At 25.9% G+C, this 23,668-nt stretch carries 23 protein-coding genes; 7 read left to right on the forward strand and 16 right to left on the reverse strand.

Going from position 1 to position 23,668, the window contains the following annotated elements; genetic code table 11:
* Nucleotides 1–179: 179 nt before the first annotated feature.
* From I6E15_RS04970 to I6E15_RS05015, 10 genes are read right to left on the reverse strand one after another with little or no spacing between them, the layout of a single operon-like run.
* Nucleotides 180–932, reverse strand: coding sequence for a glycosyltransferase family 32 protein (locus I6E15_RS04970; RefSeq protein WP_235245781.1), 753 nt, complete (start codon nucleotides 930–932; stop codon nucleotides 180–182).
* A complete protein-coding gene (locus tag I6E15_RS10255) occupies nucleotides 929–2,194 on the reverse strand; it encodes an O-antigen ligase family protein (protein ID WP_235245782.1) in 1,266 nt (421 codons plus the stop codon). The genes I6E15_RS04970 and I6E15_RS10255 overlap by 4 nt, the downstream gene beginning before the upstream one ends.
* 12 nt (nucleotides 2,195–2,206) lie before the next feature.
* Complete coding sequence (locus I6E15_RS04980) at nucleotides 2,207–3,073, reverse strand: glycosyltransferase (protein WP_235245784.1); 867 nt, start codon at nucleotides 3,071–3,073, stop codon at nucleotides 2,207–2,209.
* Nucleotides 3,074–3,099: 26 nt separating this feature from the next.
* A complete protein-coding gene (locus I6E15_RS04985) occupies nucleotides 3,100–4,047 on the reverse strand; it encodes a glycosyltransferase (protein WP_235245786.1) in 948 nt (315 codons plus the stop codon).
* A gap of 22 nt (nucleotides 4,048–4,069) precedes the next feature.
* Nucleotides 4,070–4,861 carry a glycosyltransferase gene (locus I6E15_RS04990; RefSeq protein WP_235245789.1) on the reverse strand — a complete coding sequence of 264 codons (792 nt, stop codon included), beginning with the start codon at nucleotides 4,859–4,861 and terminating at the stop codon, nucleotides 4,070–4,072.
* A gap of 30 nt (nucleotides 4,862–4,891) precedes the next feature.
* The gene (locus I6E15_RS04995; protein ID WP_235245793.1) at nucleotides 4,892–5,923 is read right to left on the reverse strand and encodes a glycosyltransferase family 9 protein; all 1,032 of its coding nucleotides are present in this window, start codon (nucleotides 5,921–5,923) and stop codon (nucleotides 4,892–4,894) included.
* A gap of 16 nt (nucleotides 5,924–5,939) precedes the next feature.
* Nucleotides 5,940–6,533 (reverse strand): retron system putative HNH endonuclease, encoded by a 594-nt coding sequence (locus tag I6E15_RS05000; protein ID WP_235245795.1) that lies wholly within the window; start codon nucleotides 6,531–6,533, stop codon nucleotides 5,940–5,942.
* 2 nt (nucleotides 6,534–6,535) lie between these two features.
* Complete coding sequence (locus tag I6E15_RS05005; RefSeq protein ID WP_235245797.1) at nucleotides 6,536–7,705, reverse strand: AAA family ATPase; 1,170 nt, start codon at nucleotides 7,703–7,705, stop codon at nucleotides 6,536–6,538.
* A gap of 48 nt (nucleotides 7,706–7,753) precedes the next feature.
* Nucleotides 7,754–9,394 carry an AAA family ATPase gene (locus tag I6E15_RS05010; protein ID WP_235245798.1) on the reverse strand — a complete coding sequence of 547 codons (1,641 nt, stop codon included), beginning with the start codon at nucleotides 9,392–9,394 and terminating at the stop codon, nucleotides 7,754–7,756.
* A 48-nt stretch (nucleotides 9,395–9,442) separates the two neighbouring features.
* Entirely contained in the window at nucleotides 9,443–10,468 is a 1,026-nt protein-coding gene (locus I6E15_RS05015; protein WP_235245800.1) for a glycosyltransferase family 9 protein, read from the reverse strand.
* Between the two features lie 218 nt (nucleotides 10,469–10,686).
* Between I6E15_RS05015 and I6E15_RS05020 the strand changes: the two genes are divergently transcribed.
* From I6E15_RS05020 to I6E15_RS05035, 4 genes are all read left to right on the forward strand, one after another.
* The gene (locus I6E15_RS05020; RefSeq protein WP_235245806.1) at nucleotides 10,687–11,883 is read left to right on the forward strand and encodes a pyridoxal phosphate-dependent aminotransferase; all 1,197 of its coding nucleotides are present in this window, start codon (nucleotides 10,687–10,689) and stop codon (nucleotides 11,881–11,883) included.
* Nucleotides 11,884–11,999: 116 nt separating this feature from the next.
* Nucleotides 12,000–12,200 carry a hypothetical protein gene (locus I6E15_RS05025; RefSeq protein WP_235245814.1) on the forward strand — a complete coding sequence of 67 codons (201 nt, stop codon included), beginning with the start codon at nucleotides 12,000–12,002 and terminating at the stop codon, nucleotides 12,198–12,200.
* Between the two features lie 17 nt (nucleotides 12,201–12,217).
* Nucleotides 12,218–12,733 (forward strand): polyphenol oxidase family protein, encoded by a 516-nt coding sequence (locus I6E15_RS05030; RefSeq protein ID WP_235246063.1) that lies wholly within the window; start codon nucleotides 12,218–12,220, stop codon nucleotides 12,731–12,733.
* A gap of 69 nt (nucleotides 12,734–12,802) precedes the next feature.
* A complete protein-coding gene (locus I6E15_RS05035; protein ID WP_235245828.1) occupies nucleotides 12,803–13,675 on the forward strand; it encodes a DMT family transporter in 873 nt (290 codons plus the stop codon).
* A 53-nt stretch (nucleotides 13,676–13,728) separates the two neighbouring features.
* Here the strand turns inward: I6E15_RS05035 and I6E15_RS05040 are convergent, their stop codons facing one another.
* Genes I6E15_RS05040 through I6E15_RS05065 form a run of 6 tightly spaced genes read right to left on the reverse strand, consistent with a single transcriptional unit; the run spans nucleotide 13,729 to nucleotide 19,370 of the window.
* Nucleotides 13,729–14,388 (reverse strand): YczE/YyaS/YitT family protein, encoded by a 660-nt coding sequence (locus I6E15_RS05040; RefSeq protein ID WP_235245830.1) that lies wholly within the window; start codon nucleotides 14,386–14,388, stop codon nucleotides 13,729–13,731.
* A gap of 18 nt (nucleotides 14,389–14,406) precedes the next feature.
* Nucleotides 14,407–15,171 carry an ABC transporter ATP-binding protein gene (locus I6E15_RS05045; protein ID WP_177160900.1) on the reverse strand — a complete coding sequence of 255 codons (765 nt, stop codon included), beginning with the start codon at nucleotides 15,169–15,171 and terminating at the stop codon, nucleotides 14,407–14,409.
* The gene (locus tag I6E15_RS05050) at nucleotides 15,146–16,159 is read right to left on the reverse strand and encodes an ABC transporter ATP-binding protein (protein ID WP_177160899.1); all 1,014 of its coding nucleotides are present in this window, start codon (nucleotides 16,157–16,159) and stop codon (nucleotides 15,146–15,148) included. The genes I6E15_RS05045 and I6E15_RS05050 overlap by 26 nt, the downstream gene beginning before the upstream one ends.
* On the reverse strand, nucleotides 16,128–16,943 hold the full coding sequence (locus I6E15_RS05055; RefSeq protein ID WP_235245845.1) for an ABC transporter permease: 816 nt from the start codon (nucleotides 16,941–16,943) through the stop codon (nucleotides 16,128–16,130). Before I6E15_RS05055 ends, I6E15_RS05050 begins: the two co-directional genes overlap by 32 nt.
* A gap of 11 nt (nucleotides 16,944–16,954) precedes the next feature.
* Entirely contained in the window at nucleotides 16,955–17,854 is a 900-nt protein-coding gene (locus I6E15_RS05060) for an ABC transporter permease (RefSeq protein WP_235245854.1), read from the reverse strand.
* A gap of 16 nt (nucleotides 17,855–17,870) precedes the next feature.
* Nucleotides 17,871–19,370 (reverse strand): ABC transporter substrate-binding protein, encoded by a 1,500-nt coding sequence (locus tag I6E15_RS05065; RefSeq protein ID WP_235245868.1) that lies wholly within the window; start codon nucleotides 19,368–19,370, stop codon nucleotides 17,871–17,873.
* Nucleotides 19,371–20,173: 803 nt separating this feature from the next.
* Here I6E15_RS05065 and I6E15_RS05070 point away from each other — a divergent pair.
* From I6E15_RS05070 to I6E15_RS05080, 3 genes are all read left to right on the forward strand, one after another.
* Nucleotides 20,174–20,893 carry a ParA family protein gene (locus I6E15_RS05070; protein ID WP_235245876.1) on the forward strand — a complete coding sequence of 240 codons (720 nt, stop codon included), beginning with the start codon at nucleotides 20,174–20,176 and terminating at the stop codon, nucleotides 20,891–20,893.
* Between the two features lies 1 nt (nucleotide 20,894).
* A complete protein-coding gene (locus tag I6E15_RS05075; protein WP_235245878.1) occupies nucleotides 20,895–21,557 on the forward strand; it encodes a hypothetical protein in 663 nt (220 codons plus the stop codon).
* A gap of 317 nt (nucleotides 21,558–21,874) precedes the next feature.
* Entirely contained in the window at nucleotides 21,875–23,665 is a 1,791-nt protein-coding gene (locus I6E15_RS05080; protein WP_235245891.1) for a sigma-54 interaction domain-containing protein, read from the forward strand.
* Nucleotides 23,666–23,668: the final 3 nt, after the last annotated feature.

Genomic DNA, 23,668 nt, shown 5'->3' on the forward strand with positions numbered 1-23,668 from the left:
ATATACTATTTTTATATTTTTAGGAATTTGTTCTTTGAAAAAATCCTCTCTTTTTTCCAACATTAAAATAATCTCTTTATCTTCCAGTTTTAAATTATTCAAAACATCTACTGTTAATCTTTCTATTCCTCCCAATCCCAAGGATTTTATTTTAAATAATATTTTTCCCATAATTTTCCTCAGCTTTCAATATTTTTATTATATTTCTTTTTTACATATTTTTGGAATATATATTCAATTTTTTTTCCATTATATCTCAAAACTCTTTCATAAATAGGTAAGTGTTTATATTTAAGAAAATACCTCTCTGGATTTTCTATCCAACTTTTTCCCCACCAATGAATTGTATAAGTATTAGAAGTAATACATTCTTCTTTAAATTCTTCGTTAGGTCCATAAGGATAAAAATATTCTCTTGGATATACTGCAATCTTTTCTTTTTTTAAATCTAAATTTTCCCCATACTCTTCCTTTAAAATTTTTGTTAAAATATTAGTTATTACATATAACTCAGATTTCCATATCTCATTACTATAAAATTCAAGCATTCTTTTAAAAATTTTATGATTAGGTATTGAACCACAAATTCCAAAACTTATTACTTTTTCATCTTCATATCCAAAAAATAAATCATTTTCTAATAAAGGTGATATATCCTTTATTATTTCTATATCCGTATCTAAATATACTCCACCCTCTTCATATAAAATTTTTAATCTTAAATAATCTGCCACATATGCCCAAAGTTTTCTGTCGTAACACTCTTTGAAAAACTTATTTTCTTTTTTCAAACTATCTATATCTATATTTTTCTCATTCCATTCTATGACTTGATATTCTGGTAAGTATTTTTTCCAACTTTTAATACAACTCTTCACTTTTTGATTTTTTTCATTTCCAAACCATATATAATGTATTTTTTTTTCTATCACTTTTTCTCACCATATTTATTTTTTATAATTCTTCTTAATGAAAAATAAATAATTATTCCAAAAAGAAGACCTTCTCTCATATTATGAGTCTCCCATACACTTTCTGTAAGAGAAATTACTACGAAAGATAAAATTATTCCAAAACTACTTAATAACATTACATATTCTATATTTCTTTCTTCTCTTACTAAAAAAATAAGTCTTAAATTTTCATATAAGAAATAAAAAATTAATCCTATAAAATATACTCCTAAAATTCCCATATCAACAAGACTTCTCATATACATATTATGGGGATTTCTATCATAAGCTATTTTTTTTATTCCCTCTAAACTTGGTAATATTTTAGAAAGTTCTTTTTCATTTTTTTCAATATAATTTAAATACCCTTGTCTTATTCCTTCTTCAGAATATCCTACAATAGGATTTTTTTTATACATTTCAATTGAAGCTTTCCATAATATAAGTCTTATTGCAGGAGATGACTCTTTCACATTTTTTATGCTTACAAATCTTTTATAGTAAACATTATTTTTTAAATAATCTGTTTTACTAACTATTCCTAGACCTAAAATTCCAATTAATATTCCATAAAGCAATATCTTCTTATTAATATTAATAATCAATATAGCTATTAATGGAATCAAGATAGCCAAATAAGCCCCTCTTCTTTGACCTAAAATTACAAAATAAATAATAATTAAATAAACAACACTACTTATTACTAATAATATATTTTTTTTCTTTAACCAAAAATATAAAACTAATCCTAAAGCAACAAAAGAAAGTCCAGCCATAGTATGAGAAGTATATCCTAAATTGGCTAATCCATCATAAGTGTATCCAGCTAATTTAAAATTTACACTTTTTAAATACAAAAATATTTTACCACAATTAAATAATATTGAAATTGTTACAACAATAAAAATTCCTTTTATTTTTTCTGTTGTATTTAAAAACAATGGTGTTAAAAAAATAGGAAAGAATTTATATAATTTTCTCAATTCTTTAAATACTATTTCTCTTTCATCTAAATTAAAATATTGAAACAAAGGAACCAAAAGAAAAAAAGCCAACATTAATTTTTGATTTTTATCTAATCTATATCCTTTTAAAAAAGGTAACGCTCCTATTATTAATAAAACAATCCCTAAATTTGACCTTTGAAAAGTAAAAATAATTGCACTTAAATAACATACCCCTATATACCCTAAAAATAAAAAATATTCTTTTGAATTTTTTATTTTTTCTAAAAATTTCACAGTTATTCCTCCCTATTTTATTATTCTTTCTTTTATTTTTTCTTTTTTTAATCTATTTTTACAACCAAACTCACAAATATATTCTTTTTTAGAAAGAATTACTTTTTTTCTAGCTCTATAATATCCATCATTTCCACTTTTATTGGAACTTGATTTATGCCACATATGAACTACCAAGTTATTAAAATTAAACACACCGACTTTTAATCCTAAAGCATAAAATCTATTTCCTAAGTCGTCATCTTCACAGCCCCAACCTTCATATTTTTCATCAAATCCATTTATTTTTAATATATCTTCTTTGAAGCAACCTATCCCAAGCCCAACTATTTTTGCTCCTCTTTTCTTTAAATGAAGATTATACCAAAAATTTCTTCGCTTATCTCTTTTATTCAATTCCTCTATATGTTTGTAGTCTTCTTCACTTAATTCTGATTTTATATATTTATAATCAAAATTATCATTCTTTATTATTTTATCATTGATTTTTTCAGTTCTTTCTTCATCAAGAAACAAAGCATTTATTTTTAAAACTTCACCTTTTTTTATATTTTCCTTTATATTTTTCAAAAAATATTCATCAAATAATATATCTTGGTCTATAAATAAAATATAATCTCCTAAGCTATAATTTAATCCATTATTTCTTGAAGATGCAAGTCTAAATCCTTTATCCTCTTGATAAACGTGTTTTAATGTATATCTTAACTTAGGAATTATGCTTTCTATTTTTTCCTCTAAAATTTCAGATGAACCATCATCAGCAATAATCACTTCAAATGGTAATTCAATTTGATTATTCAAAGCTAATAAAATATTTTTTAATTGCTCTAGTTTATTGTAAACAGATATTATCACTGATATTTTTAACTTCTTCATATTTTTCCTCCAAACTATTATTTTTTCTATTTCAATTTTCTAAAAAATCTCCATATTTTATATTTTTTCTCCAATTTTACAAGAAACATTCCTTTTAAATTCCATAATCTTTTCTCTAATTCAAAATCTCTTTTTTTGAAATATTTCATATAATTTGTATATTGAGAAAACATCATTTGTTTAACCCAATAAAGATTATTTATTTCTTTTTCTGATTTTAATAGTTCTTCACATATTTTATATGAACTTTTTGCAAATAACTCTCTATTTGGAGCAGTAGTTATACTTCCTTCTCTAATCCTGTAATAATAAATATAATTATCTAAGTATTTTACTTTTTTAGCTTTTAAAAGGCACAGTATAGTAAAAAGTTGATCTTCTACTACTATTTTTTCTTTAAAATATAATTTGTTATCCAATAAAAATTCCCTGTTATATAAATTTCTCCAAACATAAGTTTTTCCAATCACAGTTTTTCCTTTTTTTACTAGTAATTCTTTTCCAGACAACTCCTTATTATTCTTTAAAAGTTTTTCTTCTTTTGAAATATTGTTAGTTTTAAAAATATAAAAATTTCCAATTAATATATCTAAATTTTTATCTAATTTGTTATAAAAATTTTGAAATTCATCTGGATTTATAAAATCATCACTATCTACAAACCAAACATACTCCCCTTTTGCTCTTTCTATTCCATAATTTCTTGCTGATGAAAGTCCACCATTTTCTTTTATAAAAAATTTAGCTTTAATATTATTTTTGCAAAATTCTTCTATTATTTTTTGACTATTATCTGGTGATCCATCATTTACTATTAATATTTCATAATTTATATCTTTTATTTTAGAAATAGAATTTAAACATTCTTTTAAATATTTTTCGACATTATATACAGGTATAATTATACTTAACTCTAGATTATTACTAGATGTACCCCCTCCCATTTTATTTTTAACTATTTTTTCTTTATCCATTTTTATCTCCCATTAATTTATTTTATAATTTTTCTAAACCATTTTTACAAATAAATTGTTTTGTTTCTATTGTTTTATCTAAAATTTTTTTATTCAGATTCCAACGATCCAAACTTCCTTGAGGCTCTGGGTGATAAAGATGATACTGAATAGCTTTATTTTTCATAGAAAATAATTTTCCACCCGCCATTAAAACTCTTTTTTCTATATCAACATCTTCTAATCCATAGCCTATATAATCTTCATTAAAACCATTTAATTTTAATAGTACTTCTCTTTTTATTCCAAAATTACTTCCTAGGCAGCGAGTATTTCTTTTTAAATCTACCCAAGGAAAGTATATTGCATCTGGAAATTTTTTTATAGGAGAGTCTGTAAAAAGTAATTTCAGTAAATTAAATTTTCTTATCCTATTTTTTAAAACAAATTCTGTATATTTTTCTCCAAAATTAAATCTTCTTCCAGTAAACATATCACCTTTTTTTAAACTTTTGGCATATTCTTCTAAAAATTTTGGATGAACCATACAATCTTGATCTATTACGACTATTAAATTTCCTGAAGAATTTTTAACTCCATTATTTAATGCAGTATTTCTTCTATATCCTAAATCTGCTTGTTGAACATGAATTAATTTATAATTTAATTTACTTTTTAAAGTATCTATAAAATTTCCTAAAGTGTTATCATCTTCTGTAACTATTACTTCAAAATTTCTGTATGTTTGGTAATTTATACTTTCTAAAACCGCTTCTATGAATTCTTTCTTTTTGTATATTGGAATTATTAAGCTAATTTTTAAAGAGTTTTTCATAAATATTTTCCCCTTATAAATCATTTTAAATTATTTTTTTGCAAATTTATCAAAAGTTCTATAAAATTCTTTAACTAACATTTCTGGAGTTATCAAATTAAATATCTCTTCCCAAGACATATCTCCATAATCTTCTTGGATATCACTTGATATTATTCCTCTATGTTTTTCTCCACCCCAAGGAATCCAACATTTTACATCTGATTTTGGCCAAAATACTGCAAAACTTGGAATATCTAATCCTTGAGCCATATGTCTTGCTCCACCTTCATTTCCAAAATACATATCGGAGTTTGAAATAAGTGCTAACAAATCTCTTACAGATTTAGTTTCTATATTTGTAAAAATATTATTTTGATTTTCTCCTACCATTGATTTTACTTTTTCCATATCAGATTTTTGCTCAGAAGTTCCAAAAAATATCATTTGAATATTTTGATTTTTTTCTAATATTTTTCCTAATGTTTCACCCATTTTATCTAATGGATATATTTTAAAAGAATGTTTTGCAGTTACAGAACAAAGAACAATAGGTTTTGTAAAATCAATCCCTTTTTCTAGCATTTGTTTTTTCATATTTTCTTTTTCTTCATCTGTAACATATAATCTAAAATTAGTATCATATTTTAGATTATATTCTTTTTCAAGAGGTTTTAAAAGTTCCAATCCTTTTTCTACTTCATTCTTAAATTCATAAGATCCTTTTATCTTGTGTGTATAAGTAAATCCTCTTTTTTTGTTATATCTTCCTATTCTGTACTTTGCTCCAGAAAATAAAGTAAACCATTCACTTTTAGGAGTAGAAACTAGATCAATTATTATGTCATATTTTTTTCTTGTTATTTTCCAAACTTCCCATAAATATCTAAAAGCATTATTTTTTACTTTATCTGTGATAGTTATAGTATTGAAATTTTTATCCTCTTTAAAAATTGGTGCTACATGTTCATAGCATACAAAATCTATCTCTGCATCTGGAAAAGTTTTCCTAAAAGTATTACACACTGGAGTAGCTAAAATTGCATCTCCCATTTGTTTAAATCTTACAACTAATATTTTCATTTTATCTCCTAATTTATTATAAATTATAATCTGTTATTATTTGAGTTTTTAATGTCGGAAAATTATCGTAATATTTTACACAATCGAAAGAACATAAACATTCTCTTATAAAATTTTTTCTCATATTACATAGTCTTGGATGATTCAAATTTAATAATTCAATTGTTACAATAGCTTTTTTATATTCTATCTTTTGTGTATCTTTTTCCTTTGGAATAATTTTTCCACTCATTAAATCATATTCTAAATATTTTTCTGGATCTTCAATAGTCGGATTTATAAAATAATTTTCCCATCTATTTCCTTTATTTTGTCCACAAGTCACTGGATTAATACAAGCTACTAAATAATTTGAATATTCCATTAATTTTTCTGGAAACTTGTCCTTTGGGTAAATATGCTCAATCTGACTATTTTCTAAATTTATTTTTAATTCACAATAAGGACAATAACTTCCTTCTTCATTTTTATACTCATATTCATTTTCAAACATATATTCTTTTAACTGTCTTTTTATATCATAAGAAAAATCTTTCCAACTTTTGGGATTATTTCTTTTTTTATAATCTCTGAAAAATTGAGGTTCTTCTGTTTTATTTATTTTAAACATCTTTAACCTCTCTTTCTTCTTTTGATTTCCATATCAATGAGCATCAAGTCACTATCTGAGTTTCCTAATATATTTTCCAACTCATTATATTTTTCTTTAAACTCATCTGTTTCATATCTATTTTCACTTACAAGATTTCTTACATCATCTAATAAGTTTTGTACTTCTATATTTCTTGCACTTTTCATTCCCATTATATCTTCTAAAATTCTATCAGAAGTCTGTCCATAAGAACTATATAATTCTTCTCCAGTTATAGGAACTATTTTATTTTCTTCATTTTTTGAAAGAATTATTATATTTTCACTAGGAACACTTCCTAAAATATGTGGAGAATGAGTAGCCAATATTATTTGGTTATTTTTTCCAATGTTTTGATAAACTTTTATAATTTGTTGTTGCCATTTTGGATGCAGAGAAAGTTCTGGCTCATCTATCAAAATAATTGAATCTTCTGGCTCAAGCATTTTTATTGATAAAGTCCTTAAGAAAAGTTGCTTTTCTCCTGACGAAAGCTCATTTATATCAAACTCCTCTCCTTGAGAATTTTCAAAAATAGGCATATTTTTACCGTCTTTTGATATTCCTTTTAATTTTACATCTAATTCAAGAATATTAAAGATGCCATTTATTTCCTCTGTTATTTTTTTTCTAGCCTCTAACATAGTTAAATTTTCATTTTGACCAAGTATATACATGATTCTACTTACTATATATGAAGGAATATCTTTTATCATATTGAAATCTACTATATTAAAAAAGCTATATTCTTTATAGAAATTTGTTGTTTCAGTTTTTACTTCACTAAAATTTATCTCTGTTGGAATATATATTAATTTAGGTAAAACTTCGAAAGAAGACAAAATTGCTTGATATTTTTTTCTATCATTTTCTATAAAATAACTTATATATTTTAAACTATTTATTATTCCTAAATCTTTTAATTTTTCAAAATCGTCATTAAAAGTTATATCTACTTTTCCTAAAATATCTCTTCTATGTTCCGCTATGTCTGAAAAATAATTCCAAATACTTTCTAAAAAAGTAGTTTTACCACTTCCATTAGAACCTGCCACAACAATAGTATCTATTATTTTCCCATTTTTTTCAAAATCTATATTTATATCTTTTAAAATTTTGTTATTTTTTATCTCTATCTTTTTTATCTTCACAAAATTTCACCCCAATTCTTTCCAAAACTTTTATCCAATAATTATCAGCTAATCTTTATAGTATTTAAATTCCACTTTTTTCCCATCAAAAACTAAACCTATTTTTATTATCTCTTTTATTCCTTCAGTTTTTAACAAAGCATCATATTTTTTATTTTCTATCTGATTAAGAGCTTTTTCTGCCTCTTTTTTTATATCCGTTGTCCTAGCTCTCTTTAATTCAAATATATACCCAGCCCAATTTTTATTTCTTGGTTTCAAAATTATATCTGCTCTACCATACCCTGTTTCAATATTTGATTTCATTTCATAAAAATCATCTAAGCCATATAAAAATCCTGCTAAAAGTGTTTGATATGGATTTTCATATTTTTTACTTACATCATAAAAACTCATTGCATTTATGACTACATTTTCTAAGATAGTCATTATATACGATATATTTTTGCTATGTAATGCCTCTTTCATAGAAGTGATACTATTATTTACTCCATTAAAAATAATATCTACAAATAATATTTTAAAAAATGATTGTATTTCTTTATTTGGTATTTTTACTAAATATGTATTTTCGCTTATTTTTTCTTTTATAGTCAAATATCCTGAAAATAACATTAATTCCCATAAATTGTTGGGAGAAAGAGTATGACCAATAGCTATACTTTCATTTATAAAAACCATTTTTTCTTCGCCATTTAACAATTTTTCTAAATTATCAAATGTTGTTTTATCTGAACGAACTAATAAATCTTTTATCAATACATTTCCTGAAGTGTTTATCCAATACGCTTTTAATTTTTTCTCATCAGTGTAGTTTAAAATACTCCAAGGATTATAAATCTCTACATTTCCAAACTTATAACCATCATACCAAGATTTTACCTCATCCATTTTATAGTCTAAATCAAATTCTTTTAAAACTTTTTCTACTTCTTTTTCTGTTAATCCAAAACATTCGTCATAAGTCTCACTTAAAATTGTATTTATTTTTAAGTTGTTTAAGTCAGAGAAAATACCAGCCTGTGCTACTCTTATGGCTCCTGTAAGAACTCCCATTTTAAGACTTAAATTAGTTTTTAAAACAGATCCGTATATTTCTTTAAAAAATACAGAAGCTCTGTCATAAAAATTATATTCATAAGCCATAGTAAGAGGAGCATCATATTCATCTATAAGAACTACAACTTTTTCTTTATAATATTCTTCCAAAATTTTACTTAAAAAATTTAACGCATCATCATAACTTCCATCTATCTCATCAAACCAAATTTTTTCAAATTTTCTTTTATTTCTTTCATCCAAACTTTCTCTCAAATATTTATATTCTTCATATAAGTTTGAGAAAGTTCTTCTTATGCTTTTTTGCATTTCTTCCCAAGTAGTTCCTTTTATCTCTTTCATTGAAATAAAAATAACTGGATATTTTCCTTGTTCGGAAAATACAGAAGAATTTTTTATATATAGATTATCAAATAACTTTCTATTTTCATCACTCTCTCTTACATCAGAAAAATATTTAAGCATTGACATATTAAGAGTTTTTCCAAAACGTCTTGGACGAGTAAAAAGTTTTACCTCAGCTCCATCATTAAGAATTTCTTCTATAAATTTTGTTTTATCTATATAAAAATAATCATTTGTTCTTATTTTTTTAAAATCATCTATCCCTATTGGTATTTTTTTTAACATTTTTACACCTCCAATTACATTTAATTTTTTTACATTCTATTTAAAATTTTATCCAATCACTTTATTTTCTCTTAACATTCTCTCTATATTTATATATATATTCTCACAGTTTATCTCTCCAAATACTCTTGGTTTCATAACCCCAAAATACTCTTTTTTTATTTTATTACTTACAATTCCTTGAAATTTTTCTCCATAATTAGAGATCCATTTCTCTTGGTCTTCAAAAATAATAAAACTAGGAACTCCCACTCCTTGAGCTATATATCTTTCTTTTGTTTCTGTTCCAAAGAAAAAGCTACAATTTGCAAAAAATCCTTTATAATCTTTCAAATTTTCTATCTCAAACATATATACATTTTTATTATTTTTTAACTCTTTAATAAATTTTGCAGTTTTTCTTTTATTTCCCTTTTCATAATAGAAAACTATATTTAATTTTTCCATTGCTAGTTTCTCTATTAGTTTTTTCATCTCTTCCACTGGGAAAAAATCATTTTCAGAGTCTAAAAAAAGAGAACTAGCAAAAATAGGACTAGAAAAATCCACTCCCTCATTATTTTTCATTCTCTCTCTTATATCTTTTTTCTCATCTTGAGATACTTGTAAAGCTATCTCTTTATCATAAATAACTTTTACACCATCTATTTTTTCAAGAGGTTTTAAATATTCAAGATTTTTTTCAACCTCATCATAATGTTCTATCTCTTTAACTAAATATCCACTTCCATTAAAAAATTTCCCATCATCTTTTTTTATCTTATATTTAGCACCAAAGGAAAACATATCCAAAATGCTACTTTTTTTATCTGATGGAAGTTCGATTATTATATCATATTTCTTTTTTAATATTCTCATACTTTTTAGAAAATAATTAAATTTACCATTTCTTTCTCTTTTATTTATACCCAAAATATTATCTACAATCTTTTTATTTTCTAATATGCAAATATTTTCTTCATAAGTAGCTAAATCTATCTCACTATCTTTGAAAGTTTTTCTCAAAGAATTTAATAAAGGAACAGCTAAAATACTTTCTTCAAGAGTTGATAATTTTATAACTAAAATTTTCATAATAACACCTTTCAAGCCTATTTATTCTTTATATAATTATAGCATATATTTAAAAAAAATCGAACTATAATTTAAAAAAATAATACTCTTTTGAAAAAAATTACCAAATTATTTTCTCAGTTTATATGTATTTTTAAGTATACTTACAAAAACTCTTCCAATTATTTGTAAAATATTATATAATAAGGTTAAAGTATAAAATTTAAAGGGGTGTTTTAATGAATATTTCTAAAAGAGCTAGTAATATAAAAGTTTCTCCTGTTAGAAAATTAATACCATATCAAGAAGAAGCTATCAAAAGAGGAAAAAAAGTTTATCATTTAAATATAGGTCAACCAGATTTACCAACACCACCAGAATTTACAGAATTTATTGTAAACTCTGGTGAAAAAACTTTATCTTATGCTCATTCAAAAGGAAATCTTGGACTTCGTCTAGCAATGAGCAAATTTTACAAAGAAAATTTTGATTTAGATTTCAATGAAGAAGAAATTCTTATCACAGCTGGAGGTAGTGAAGCTTTACTTTTTGTTCTTACTACAATATTTGATGTAGATGATGAAATTTTACTTTCAGAACCATATTATGCAAACTACAACAGTTTCTTTGAAATGTTACAAATAAAAGTAAATGCTTTCTCAGCAAAATCTGAAGATGGGTTCCATCTTCCACCAAAAGAAGAAATAATAGCAAAAATAACTCCAAAAACAAAAGCTATTCTTCTTACTCACCCAGGAAATCCTACAGGAACTGTTTATACTGAAGAAGAATTAAAAATTATTGGAGATATTGCAAAAGAATATAATCTTTATGTAATCAGTGATGAAGTTTATAGACTTTTATCTTATGATAACAAAATTGCTACTAGTATGGGTTCTTTCCCAGAATATAGAGAAAATACTATCATAATAGAATCTATTTCAAAAACTTATTCAGCTTGTGGAGCAAGAATTGGTGCAATAGTTAGTAAAAATAAAGAGTTTATATCTCAAGTTTATAAATTATGTCAAGCAAGACTTTCTGTATCTACTCTTGATATGATTGGAGCAGAGGGACTTTACAACACATTAAAAAAAGATTACTTTGATGGAAATAGAGCTATCTATGAAAAAAGAAGAGATGTTATTTACGAAGGACTTCTTAAAATAGATGGAGTGAAAGTTACAAAACCTGAGGGAGCGTTCTATGTTATGGTTACTCTTCCAGTTGATGACAGTGAAAAATTTGCAATTTGGATGCTAGAATATTTTGATTATGAGGGAGAAACTGTTATGCTTACTCCTGCTCAAGGTTTCTACAAAACTCCAGATGCAGGAAAACAACAAGTTAGAATTTCTTACTGTATAGAAGAGGAAAAAATAAGAAAATCTCTTAAAATCTTAGAAGAGGGATTAAAAAAATATAATTCTAAATAATAATTTTAATGGAGCTATCGCAACTAAAAAAATATGGTAGCTCTATTTTTTTATTTTATCTTAAATTTTATGATATAATATTTATAATAAATTATAAAATATAGAAAGGATAAGATATGTTTAAAGATAGAGAAAAATATTTTGAAATAGAGAAATTTAAAAATTTGAGAGTGAAAGCTTTATTTACTACAAAGGCTATTGGAGATACTGATCTTAATTTAGAATCAGGGCAAGAAAATCTAAAAAGATTTTTTAAAACAGAAAAATTAACTCCTTTTTCTTTAGTTGGGCTAAGCAAACTCATTCTGCAAATATAGTAGATATAAAAAATGATATCCAAGAATTTTTTTATGAAGGTGTTGATGGATTTATAACTCAAAGAAAAGATGTAATACTTATAACAAAACACGCCGATTGTTTACCAATATATTTTTATGACACTGTAAATAAAGTTATTGGGATTTGTCATTCCGGTTGGAAAGGATCTTTTCAAGAGATTGGAATAAAAGTTATAAAAAAAATGAATAAAAATTATGGTTCTCTAAAAGAAAATATTTTAATAGGAATTGGTATCGGAATTTCAATGGAAAAATATGAAGTAGGAGATGAATTTTATGAAAATTTTAAATCAAACTTTTCGAAAGATTTACTAGATTGCTCATTTTCTAAAATAGATGAAAAATGGCATTTTGATAATGTAAGATTTAACCTTGAAAACTTTAAAAAATATGGAATCTCACCTAAAAATATTATAGTTTCAGATGAGTGTACTTTTAAAAATCCAAGATTTAGTTCATTTAGAAGAGATAAAAATTTAGCTAGAAATATTGGAGCTATATTCTTATTTTAGAAAAAAATTGACTTTTAAAAAAATATGATATATACTTCCTTATAATTAAATTGTAAAGGGGGAGATATTATGTTTAAAAGCAAATTGATGAATTTATCAGCAATGCTTATTTTTGGAACTATCGCTCTTTTTGTAAGAAATATTAATCTTACATCACCAGAGATAGCAGTTTTTAGAGGAGTTATTGGGAGTATATTTCTTTTTGGAGTGATACTTTTTTCTAAGGAAAAAACTTCATTTCAAGCAATGAAAAAAAATCTTCCTATTCTCACAGTTTCAGGATTATTTGTTGGAGGAAATTGGATATTTCTTTTTGAGGCATATAAATATACAACCGTTTCGATTGCTACTTTGAGTTATTATTGTGCTCCTATATTTGTGACAATTCTTGCTCCTGCTGTCTTAAAAGAAAAAATAACTTTAAAAAAATTTCTTTGTGTCTGCTTGGCAATGGTAGGAATGTTATGTATAGTTGGAGCTAATAAAAACAGTTCTATTGGAGAATACAATCATTTTTTAGGAATAACTTATGGACTTGCTGCTGCTATTTTCTATGCTGGAGTAATACTTCTAAATAAATTTATAAAAGGACTTGGAGGAGTTGAAACAACTGTAAGTCAACTTGTCCTTGCTTCACTTTTGCTTTTCCCATATGTAGCTTTTACAACTGGATTTGATTTTTCAAAAATGACTGAAATTTCTTGGGTATATTTAATATTCTTAGGAGTTATTCATACTGGATTTGCATATGTTTTATATTTCTCTTCATTAAAAAATTTAAAAAGTAATACAATCGCTGTTCTAAGTTATATTGACCCAATAACTGCCGTTCTTATCTCATCTCTATTTTTAGGAGAAAAGATGACAATATTCCAAGTTATTGGAGGAATTTTAATTTTAGGTTCAACATTTATAAGTGAAACTTTAGATAAAAAAGATTGATAAAAAAGGACTGTTGCATTTTTTATTAAATTTGCAACAGTCCATTTTATTTTTTATCCAAATACTTCTTTTAGATGAAAAACTTCCTCTTTTATATTTCTATGTTTCAGAGTTTTTATATCCATCTTATAAACCTTAAAAAATATTTGTAAAAATATTCCCATACTTATAGCAGTAACAACAGTGCCAACTCCAACTTTTCCTCCTAAAAGCCAACCACTTCCAAGAGCTGAAAGTTCTATTATATTTTTTATAATTCCAACTGGATATTTTGTCTTTTTAGTTATAATTTGCATAAATCCATCTCTTGGACCACAGCCCATACCTTGAATCATATAGAAAAAAGTTCCATAAGCATAGAAAAATATTCCTGTCATTAGTAAAATTCCTCTGTATAGATAAGATTCTTTTACTGGAATAAAATCTAAATACAATATCAAGTCCATAAAAAGTCCTATGCTCAAAAAATTTAATACAGTTCCAAGACCAATTGGTTGTCCAAGAAAAATATCAAGCAAAACTATTGTTATTCCAAGTCCTATACTTGCTTGACCAATTGTAATTCCTGTTGTTTTAGAAATCCCTTGATGTAAAACGTCCCAAGGAGAAAGTCCCAAATCTGCTTTTAAAATCATTATACAACCTAAAGCACACATAAAAAGTCCAATATATAATTTTAAATATCTTTTTAATTCTTCTGTTTTTTTATTCATATTATTTTCCCCAACTTTTTATATATTTTCTAACTCTTTTTCAAACTCATAAGAGCCTGGCAATGCTCTTAAAAGTGCTTTTGTATAATCATGTTTTGGATTTTTATAAATTTCTTCTGGAGTTCCCTCTTCTACAATCTCACCATTTCTCATTATTCCTATTCTATCACACATATGATAAACAACTCTCAAATCATGAGATATAAAAAGATAAGAAACCTTAAGTTCTGTTTGAAGTTTTTTAAAAAAATTAAGAATACTTGCTTGACCAGACAAATCCAAAGACGAAACTGCCTCATCGGCTATTAAAAGTTTTGGGTCAGAAAGAAGTGCTAATATAATAGCAATTCTTTGTTTTTGTCCTCCACTTAGTTCATAAGGATATTTTGATAATATATCCTCACTAAGATTAGCCATTTCAAGCATCTCTTTAATTTGATATTCCATATTTTTTTTATCTTTCATTTTATTTATTTTAAAAGGTTCTTCTAATATCCAACGAATATTTTTCATAGGATTTAGTGATGAATTTGGGTCTTGAAACACCATTTGTATATCTCTAAAACCACTGATTTTTTTACAATTTAATTTTTCCCCTTGAAATATTATCTCTCCACTTTGAGCTGGTGTAAGACCAGTTAAAACTCTTGCTGTTGTAGATTTTCCACAACCAGATTCTCCAACCAATCCGTAAACTTCTCCCTCTTCAATGGAAAAAGATATATTTTTTAAAATATGTTTTTCTCCATAATATTTATTAAGATTTTTTATCTCTAGCAACATCTTTTATCACCTTTTCACAAGCTACAAAATGATTTTCTGATATTTCCACCAAATCATTTTCACGACAATTATTATAATATTTACATCTGTCACCGAAATAACATTTTTCTCTTTTTCTCACAAGTGGAGATATTACAGTACCGGGAACATATGGAAGCATTCTATTTTTATCCTCCATACTAAAAAGCATACTATATAAAGCTCTTGTATAAGGGTGCTTTGCATTTTTTAAACTTCCCTCTAATATTTCCACACTTCTTCCACCATACATAACCATAACTCTGTCACAGATAGATTCTATTAAAGCTATATCATGAGAAACAAAAATTATCGCCATTTTTTTATCTTTATTTAATTTTTTCAAAAGTTTTATAACTCTAAGTTGAGTTCTAAGATCTAGAGCTGTTGTAGATTCATCACAAATTATAAGAGATGGCTCACATATAACAGCCATAGCTATCATAACTCTTTGTCTTTGCCCTCCTGAAAGTTCATGAGGAAATTTATTATAAGCTTCTTCTGGATTATAAATATCACACTCTGTTAAAATCTCTATAACTTTTGATTTTCTTTCATCAGCTGACATAGACTTTTTATGGATTTTTAAAATCTCCTCTACTTGTTTTCCTATTCTTTTAAGAGGATTTAAAGCACTTAGAGCATCTTGAAACACAAGACTAATTTTATTTCCTCTTATCCCCATCATTTCTTTTTCAGAAAGTTCTAAAAGATTTTTTCCTTGAAATAAAACTGTACCTGTTGGGTGAAATCTATCTTCCAAAATTCTTATTATACTTTTTGAAGATATACTTTTTCCACAACCAGATTCTCCAACTATTCCAAATATCTCTCCCTCTTTTACATAAAAATTTAGATTTTCAACTAATGATAAAAGTTGTTCTTTATAATCAACTGATATATTTAAGTTTTTTACTTCTAATAATTTCATTTTTATATTATCCTTTTGAATTATATTTTTCTCTAGCATATTCTCCTATCAAATTGATAGAACATATAGTAAGAGTTATAAAAAGTCCCGGAAAAATTGCATACCACGGAGCTGTTAAAAAATATATTTGAGCTTCACGAAGCATTGAACCCCAACTTGGATATGGAGCTTGAATACCAAGTCCTAGATAACTTAAAGATGCTTCTGTAAGAATTGATACTCCAAGAGATAGAGCTGTTGAAACTATAAGTTTTCCTCTTATATTTGGGAAAATATAGTGACATAATATCCACCAATCTGATGCTCCTCTAGTTTTTGCCGAAAGAGTATAATTTTTTTCTTTTTCTTTCAAAGTTTCCCCTCTTGCAAAACGAGTGAAGTGAGGAATATTCATTATCCCAATTACTAAGATTGTATTAAAAGTCCCTGATCCAAAAGCAGTTATCATCATCAAAGCAAATAAGATTCCCGGAAAAGACATAAAAGCATCTATAATTCTCATTATAACTTCATCTACATATCCACCAGAGTAACCAGAATACATTCCCAAGATACTTCCCACTGAAAGTCCGATACATATTGAAGAAATTCCTACCAAAAGGGCGATTTGTCCTCCCTCCATTACTCTTGTAAATATATCTCTACCAAATTTATCCGTCCCAAAAAGATGAGAAAAACTTGGCTCAGCAAATTTATTATTTACATCTATAGAAGTTACTCCGTAGGGACTAAATATCTTTGTAAGAATAATGGCAAGCACCAAAACTCCAAAGAAACTTATTCCGAATAAAAGTTTTTTATCTATTTTTGCTAATTTTTTCATAAATTATACCTCTAAGAAATTTTTACTCTAGGGTCTACATAAGAATAAAGTAAATCTGTAAATAAATTTGTAACTATAACTATAATAGCACTATAAAGTACCAAAGCTTGAACCACTGGATAATCCCTATTCTCTACTCCTAAAACCATAAGACTTCCAAGTCCCGGAATATTAAAAAGACTCTCCACTATTACACTTCCAGCTAATATTTTTACAAAAAGTCCAGAGACTATTGTAAGCATTGGAAATAAAATATTTCTCAACACATCAGTTATTATAACTTCATTTTTCCCTCTTCCTCTTGCAATGGCAGCTTTTACATAATCTTTGTTAAGCTCCTCAAGAATTATATTTTTTAGATAAATTGAAGTTATAGAAATTTGTGATACAGCAAGTGTCACAGCTGGTAAAATATTTGTAACAGTTTTTATAGGAACTTTCAAATAAATTCCAAATATCATCAAAAGAAGAAGTCCTATCCAAAATGATGGGATAGAGATCCCTATCATATTAAATATTGATAGGAATCCGTCTCCTCTTTTTTTATTTCTCATTGCTGATAAAAGTCCCAAAGGAAATCCAAACAAAATAGTAATAACCATCGCTTTTCCTGCAAGATTTAAAGTTACTCCCATTCTTTTTGCTATTAAATCATTTACAGGTGTTGAATATTTTATTGATTCTCCCATATCTCCACGAAGAGCATCTCTTGTCCACTCAATATATGCTATATGTTTTGGTTTATCAAGTCCATATTCTTTTTTTAATGCTATTACCTGTTCTTTTGTAGCATCTACACCTAATTTTGATAAAATAGGATCTCCCGGAATTACATTTAATACTGTAAAACTTATTATAGATACTAGAAAAAGTGTTATTATTGAGGTAAAAATTTTCTTTATTAAAAACACTTTTTAACTCCTTTTTTTATTTTATTACTAGACAACTTAAATCTAATACATAGATAGGATATATTTGATATCCGTCTATTTTTTTATTTAGTGCTACTATATAGCTTGGAGCTTGTAAGAATACTGCTCCTACATTTTCTGTTAATATTTTTTGAGCTTCTTTATAAAGTGCAATTTGTTTTTCTTTATCCATTTCAACAGGAATTTGTGATAAAACTTTGTCATAGTCTTTATTTGAGAAATTACACATATTTCTTGGATCTTTAGTTCTATATCTATCAACAGTAGCATATGGAGATGGTTTTCCTTCAAATCCAATTACTGTCATTTGATAATTTCTATTTTTATAAACATCACTTAACCAAGTTCCCCATTCAATCTCTTCTATTTCTACATCAATTCCAACTTTTATAAGTTGTTCTTTGATTATTTGAGCTGTATCAACGTGAACTCTATAGTTTGCTGGAGCTCTTAAAACTAATTTTAATCCATTTTCATACCCAGCTTCTTTTAAAAGTTCTTTTGATTTTTCTAAGTTAGTTTGGTATAAATCTTCTGTTTCTCTGTTATAAATAGATTTTACAGATGGACTTACTGCTCCACCAGTAACTGCTCCTCTACCAAGAGATGCTCCCTCTATAATTTCATTTTTATTGATAGCATAGTGGATAGCTTGTCTTACTCTTAAATCATTTAATGGAGCCACATCATTATTTAGAGCTAGAAGTTGAACCATATTTTGTTCTCCCTCTTGAATTTTTCCTGAATCTCCTATCATTCCAACATATTCAGCTCCAAGTCTATGAATAATATCTACATCTCCCATTTGGAAAGACATTATTCCACTTTGGTCATCTTTTATTACTCTAAATTCTGCCTCTTCCACATTTCCAGTATTTGCTATATTCCAATATTTGTCGAATTTTTTCAATGTTACTCTTTCACCTGGAACATATTCGTCTAAATAGAAAGGTCCTGTTCCATAGATTTTTTCTCCATCAACATAAACTATACCATCTAAGAATGCAGCAATTCCCTCTCCAGTAACTTGTTTTAAAGTAAATATAACTTCATCTCCATTTACTTCAACAGATTTTATTAATTTTTTAAACTCTGTTGTAGAAAGGTTTGTTGGGAAGTCAGTTAGTAAAAATCTATCATAAGATGCTTTTACTAATTCTGGTGTAAGTTCTACACCATTTTGGAATAAGATTCCTTTTTTTATTTTGAAAGTATAAGTTAAAAAATCATCAGATACTTTATAACTTTCTGCTAAAGCTGGATTAATTTCTCCTTTAGAATCCATTTTAACTAATCCTTCAAAGATATTAAAAGTTATCTCTCCAGTTGCTGCTGCTACATATTTGTGTGGGTCTAAAAAATCAGGGTCTGCTGAAATTTTTACTACAACTTTTTTAGTTGCCTCTTTAGGAGCTGATTTTTCTTCTCCTCCACCACAACCTACAAACAAAAATAAAAACAGTGACACAAAAAACGCCATAAAACTTTTTTTCATAATACTTTTGTACTCAATATTTTTTCAGATTTTTATATAAAACCTTTCAATTTTTCAATATCAAAAAAAGATAGAGATAATTTTATCTATTTTCTCCATTTGATAATGATTTTTTGTAAAGTGTAAAGATAAACTATCTGCTACTCTAAAAGCTACCCAGCAGACTTCTCGGAGTACAAAATAAATTTTCTCAGGTTCTCTGTTTTTTGTTCTCGTGGCGTTAAGTTATTGAACTCTCTACACTCATTTAACTACAGCCTAAACAGAGAAAGTTAAGTTTCCCACATAATCAGGATAAATAAATTTTATAAAAATTTTACCAACTGTTGTAATTTTTTTATAACTAAGACTTAACTACTGGCAAGCTTTTATTAAAAAGCCCCCTAAGAAAAGATAATATTTTTTAACTTAAACATATCCATACAATACAATTTAATAAATATTAAATACATCCTCCTTTTATTTATTTTAAAATATCTCAAAATTTTTTTAAGATATTTTATTAATGATATATATTAAAATTTATAATCTTTTTTCTTGTCCCTTGGTTAATACTGCTAAGATTATAGTATGAAACTCAAATTAAATCAAGTGTTATTTTTTATTTTTTTTATTTTTTATCTCCTCTAAATAAAATTATTTAAGAAAGCAGAACAAATAAAAGTGTTTTATAATTCAAAAAAATTCTTTATATTCCAAAGGGTTTCTTGAGTTTAAAATTTTAAATCTAATTTTTCTATAAACTTTTTTTAGTATTTGTGCTACAATATATGGGCAAAATTATTTTTTACAGGAGATAAATTATGATTGATAATAAAGGAAAAGTTATAATTATAAAAGTTAATAAAGGGGGAGTTGGAAAAACTTTCTTAACAGTTCAACTTGGAGCTGGACTTGCCTCAATTGGTAAAAAAGTTTTAATCCTTACTTCTGACTCTCAAAATAATATTCTTCACTATACTTTTAGAGATGGAGAAGTGCCATCTTTTAAAAATGGTTTGAAAGTTTGGGTAAGAGGTAAAAAGGGAGAACTTATCAAACTTAGAGAAAATCTTTTCTTCATTCCTCTTGAAAATAGTAAATTTTCATCAGTTTTCTCAAAAAAATTAGAGCCATTTTTAGATAGAATGAGAGAGGAATACGATTATATTTTAATAGATAGTATGCCTTTACTTAAAATTGACTCTGAGTTTGTAAGATGTTCTGATAAAATAATAATCCCTGTTTTCTGCGACAGAGCTACTATTGAGGGAGTAGCAAATGTAATTGAAGAAGCTGGAATTGAAAAAATTCTTGCTGTTGTTCCTAATAAATTTAGAAGTACAGTTACTCAAAGTGAAAATCTTGAAAAACTTAAAAATCTTTTAAGAGATACTGATATTCTTTTCCCTGAACCAATAAGAGAACTTTCTCAAGTTGAAAATCTTTTAGGAAATGGAAAAACTATATGGGAAACAAAATCAAAACTTTTAGATGATGCTAAAAAAACTTTAGCTGATATTATGATAGAATTAGGTGAGTAGCATGGAGAAAAAAATTGATGAAAAATTAAAAGATCTACTAAACTCAAGAAAGCAAAAAAAAGTATCTGAAAAACCTCAAGAGGAAAAAAAATCTTTATTAATAAAAAATATCAATAAGGAGATTTTTCAAATAACTGGTGATGATGAAGTAAATAGTTTTTTAAAAGAGAAATCTTTGGAAGTTTTAAACCTTCAAGCTCGTACATCACTTACTCTTGGTAAAATATTTTCAGAGGTTGAGCTTAGACTTGCTGGTAATAGATATACTGGTTGCTATGTAAAATGGCTTGAATTTAATGGATTTAATAAGATGACTGCCCTAAGACATAGAAACCGTTATAAACTTTATACTTTATGTGAAGATGATTTTTCAAAAGAAGTTGTTGCAAAACTTCCTTATAGACAGATAAATGACATCTGTAAAAATGAAAATCCTCAATCTATCATAAGAACTATCGAAAGAGAAAGGTCAATAGATATATTGGATAATATGACTCTTGATAGTATCTCTTTTCAAGAAAAAAATGAGATAATGGATTTTGATTTTAATAATTTTTTAACTCATCTTCCTAAAAAAGAAACTCTTGAAAAACTGCCAGTAGACAAACAAAAAACTTTATTTAATCTTTTTAAAAAGATTGATAAAATTTTAAATGAAATTTAATTTTCTTAAGATTAATTTCTCTACCTAATGAGAAGTTAATCTTTTTTTATTTTTTGCGATTTGGACTATAACAAAAAAAATCTCACAAAAATTATGTAATTTATGGTATGATTAATTATGTATTAATATTTTTTCAAAAGGAGGAGTTTAATATTAAAACAATAGCTATTGTCACTAATTCACGAAAGAATAATCAGGTATCAAAAAATTTAACCAATGATTTAACAAAAGTTTTTGAAAATAAAGTCAACATAAAAAATTACTACTTAAATGAACTAATTCCTTCAGATTCTATTATAGGTGATGTAATTCTAGTTATGCTTGAAAAAAAATTAGTAGAAATAAAAAATTATATTAATTCTACTGATAATGTAATTGTCGTTGAAAGAACTATTCTCGAAAAATCAGCCTATGATATATTAAATATTCCTAGTGGAACAAAAGTTCTTATTGTAAATGATTGTTATGAAACAAGTATTCAAACTCTTTCAACAATCTATCAACTTGGAATAAATCATTTACAATTAATCCCTTTCAATGAAAATGATGTACAAGATACTTCAATAAAAATAGCAATTACTCCAGGAGAAAAAAATCATGTTCCAAGTTATATCGAAAATATTTTAGATATTGGACAACGTTGTTTAGATACTTATACTTTGATGAAAATAATGAATGTATTAAAGTTAGAAGATAAAAGTATCTCGCAAAATTTGATTAAATATAGCTCTACTATTTTAGATATAAATGCTGGTTTAAAAGAACAATATAAAAATTCTTTTTTAAAAAATGAAATTTTAAAAACTACTTTAGAAAAATTTGATTCTGGAGTATTGATTGTAGATAATAACTATAATATAATACACAGCAACTTTCAAATAAAAGAACTTTTTAACTTAGGAGAAAACTCTTCTGGAAATATAAAAAACTATCTTGAAGATGAACTCTTCAATAAACTTTCTAAAATGACATCTGAACAAGAGCTTTTAATTTTAAATGAAGAATCTTTTATGGTATCTAAAAGTGAACTTCATTTTTTCGGAGAAATAGGAGCTTACTTTTTTAATTTTAATCCTATAAATAATATAAAAGCTTTAAATGAAGAGTTAACTAATAAACTTGTAAAAAAAGGATTTTTTGCTAAATATACTTTTTCAGATATTATCCATTCATCTAAAGCAATGCAAAGCGTAATAACAATAGCTAAAAAAATGGCCACTACAGATTATACTACTATTATTTATGGAGAAAGTGGAACTGGTAAAGAAATAATGGCTCAAGCCATTCATAACTCTTCCAAAAGAAAAAATAATCCTTTTGTTGCTATAAACTGTGCTGCCCTTCCTGAAAATTTACTTGAAAGTGAACTTTTTGGATATGAAAAAGGAGCTTTTACAGGTGCGAATAAAAATGGCAAACTTGGATTATTTGAGCAGGCAAATTATGGAACTATTTTTTTAGATGAAATTGGAGATATGTCTCTTTCTTTACAAAGTAGACTTTTAAGAGTTTTACAAGAACGCCAAATAATGAGAATAGGTAGTGATCATATTATTAATATAGATGTTAGAATCATTGCTGCTACAAATAGAAATCTTCCTCAGCTTATAAAAGATGGAAAATTTAGACAAGATTTATATTATAGACTAAATATTCTACCTATAAATCTTCCACCTTTAAGAGAAAGAAAAGAAGATATACTTTTACTTTTTAAAACTTTTATAGAAAAAGATATAAAATTTTTAAATCCATATATAGAAAAATCTCTTGTTTCTTATGAATGGCCTGGCAATATAAGAGAACTAATAAATTGCTCTTATTATTTTAAACTTATGAAATCTCTTCCACCTAATATTTTTACTATTAGTAAAGAAATTGAAGTTGATTGGAATAAAATAGTTCTTGAAGAAATATCTGTTTTTAATTCTAATAACTCTACAGCCAGTAGAACAAAAATCTTAAATGTTTTAAAAGAAAAAAATCTATATATTTCGGAAAATAATTTACGAACTATTTTAAATAATTTAAAAAATAATGGATATATTATTATTACTAAAGGAAGAAAAGGCACTGAAATTACTGAAAAAGGTATAATTTTTTTAGGGTAAATC

This window comes from Fusobacterium perfoetens (assembly GCF_021531475.1).
GTDB lineage: Bacteria > Fusobacteriota > Fusobacteriia > Fusobacteriales > Fusobacteriaceae > Fusobacterium_B.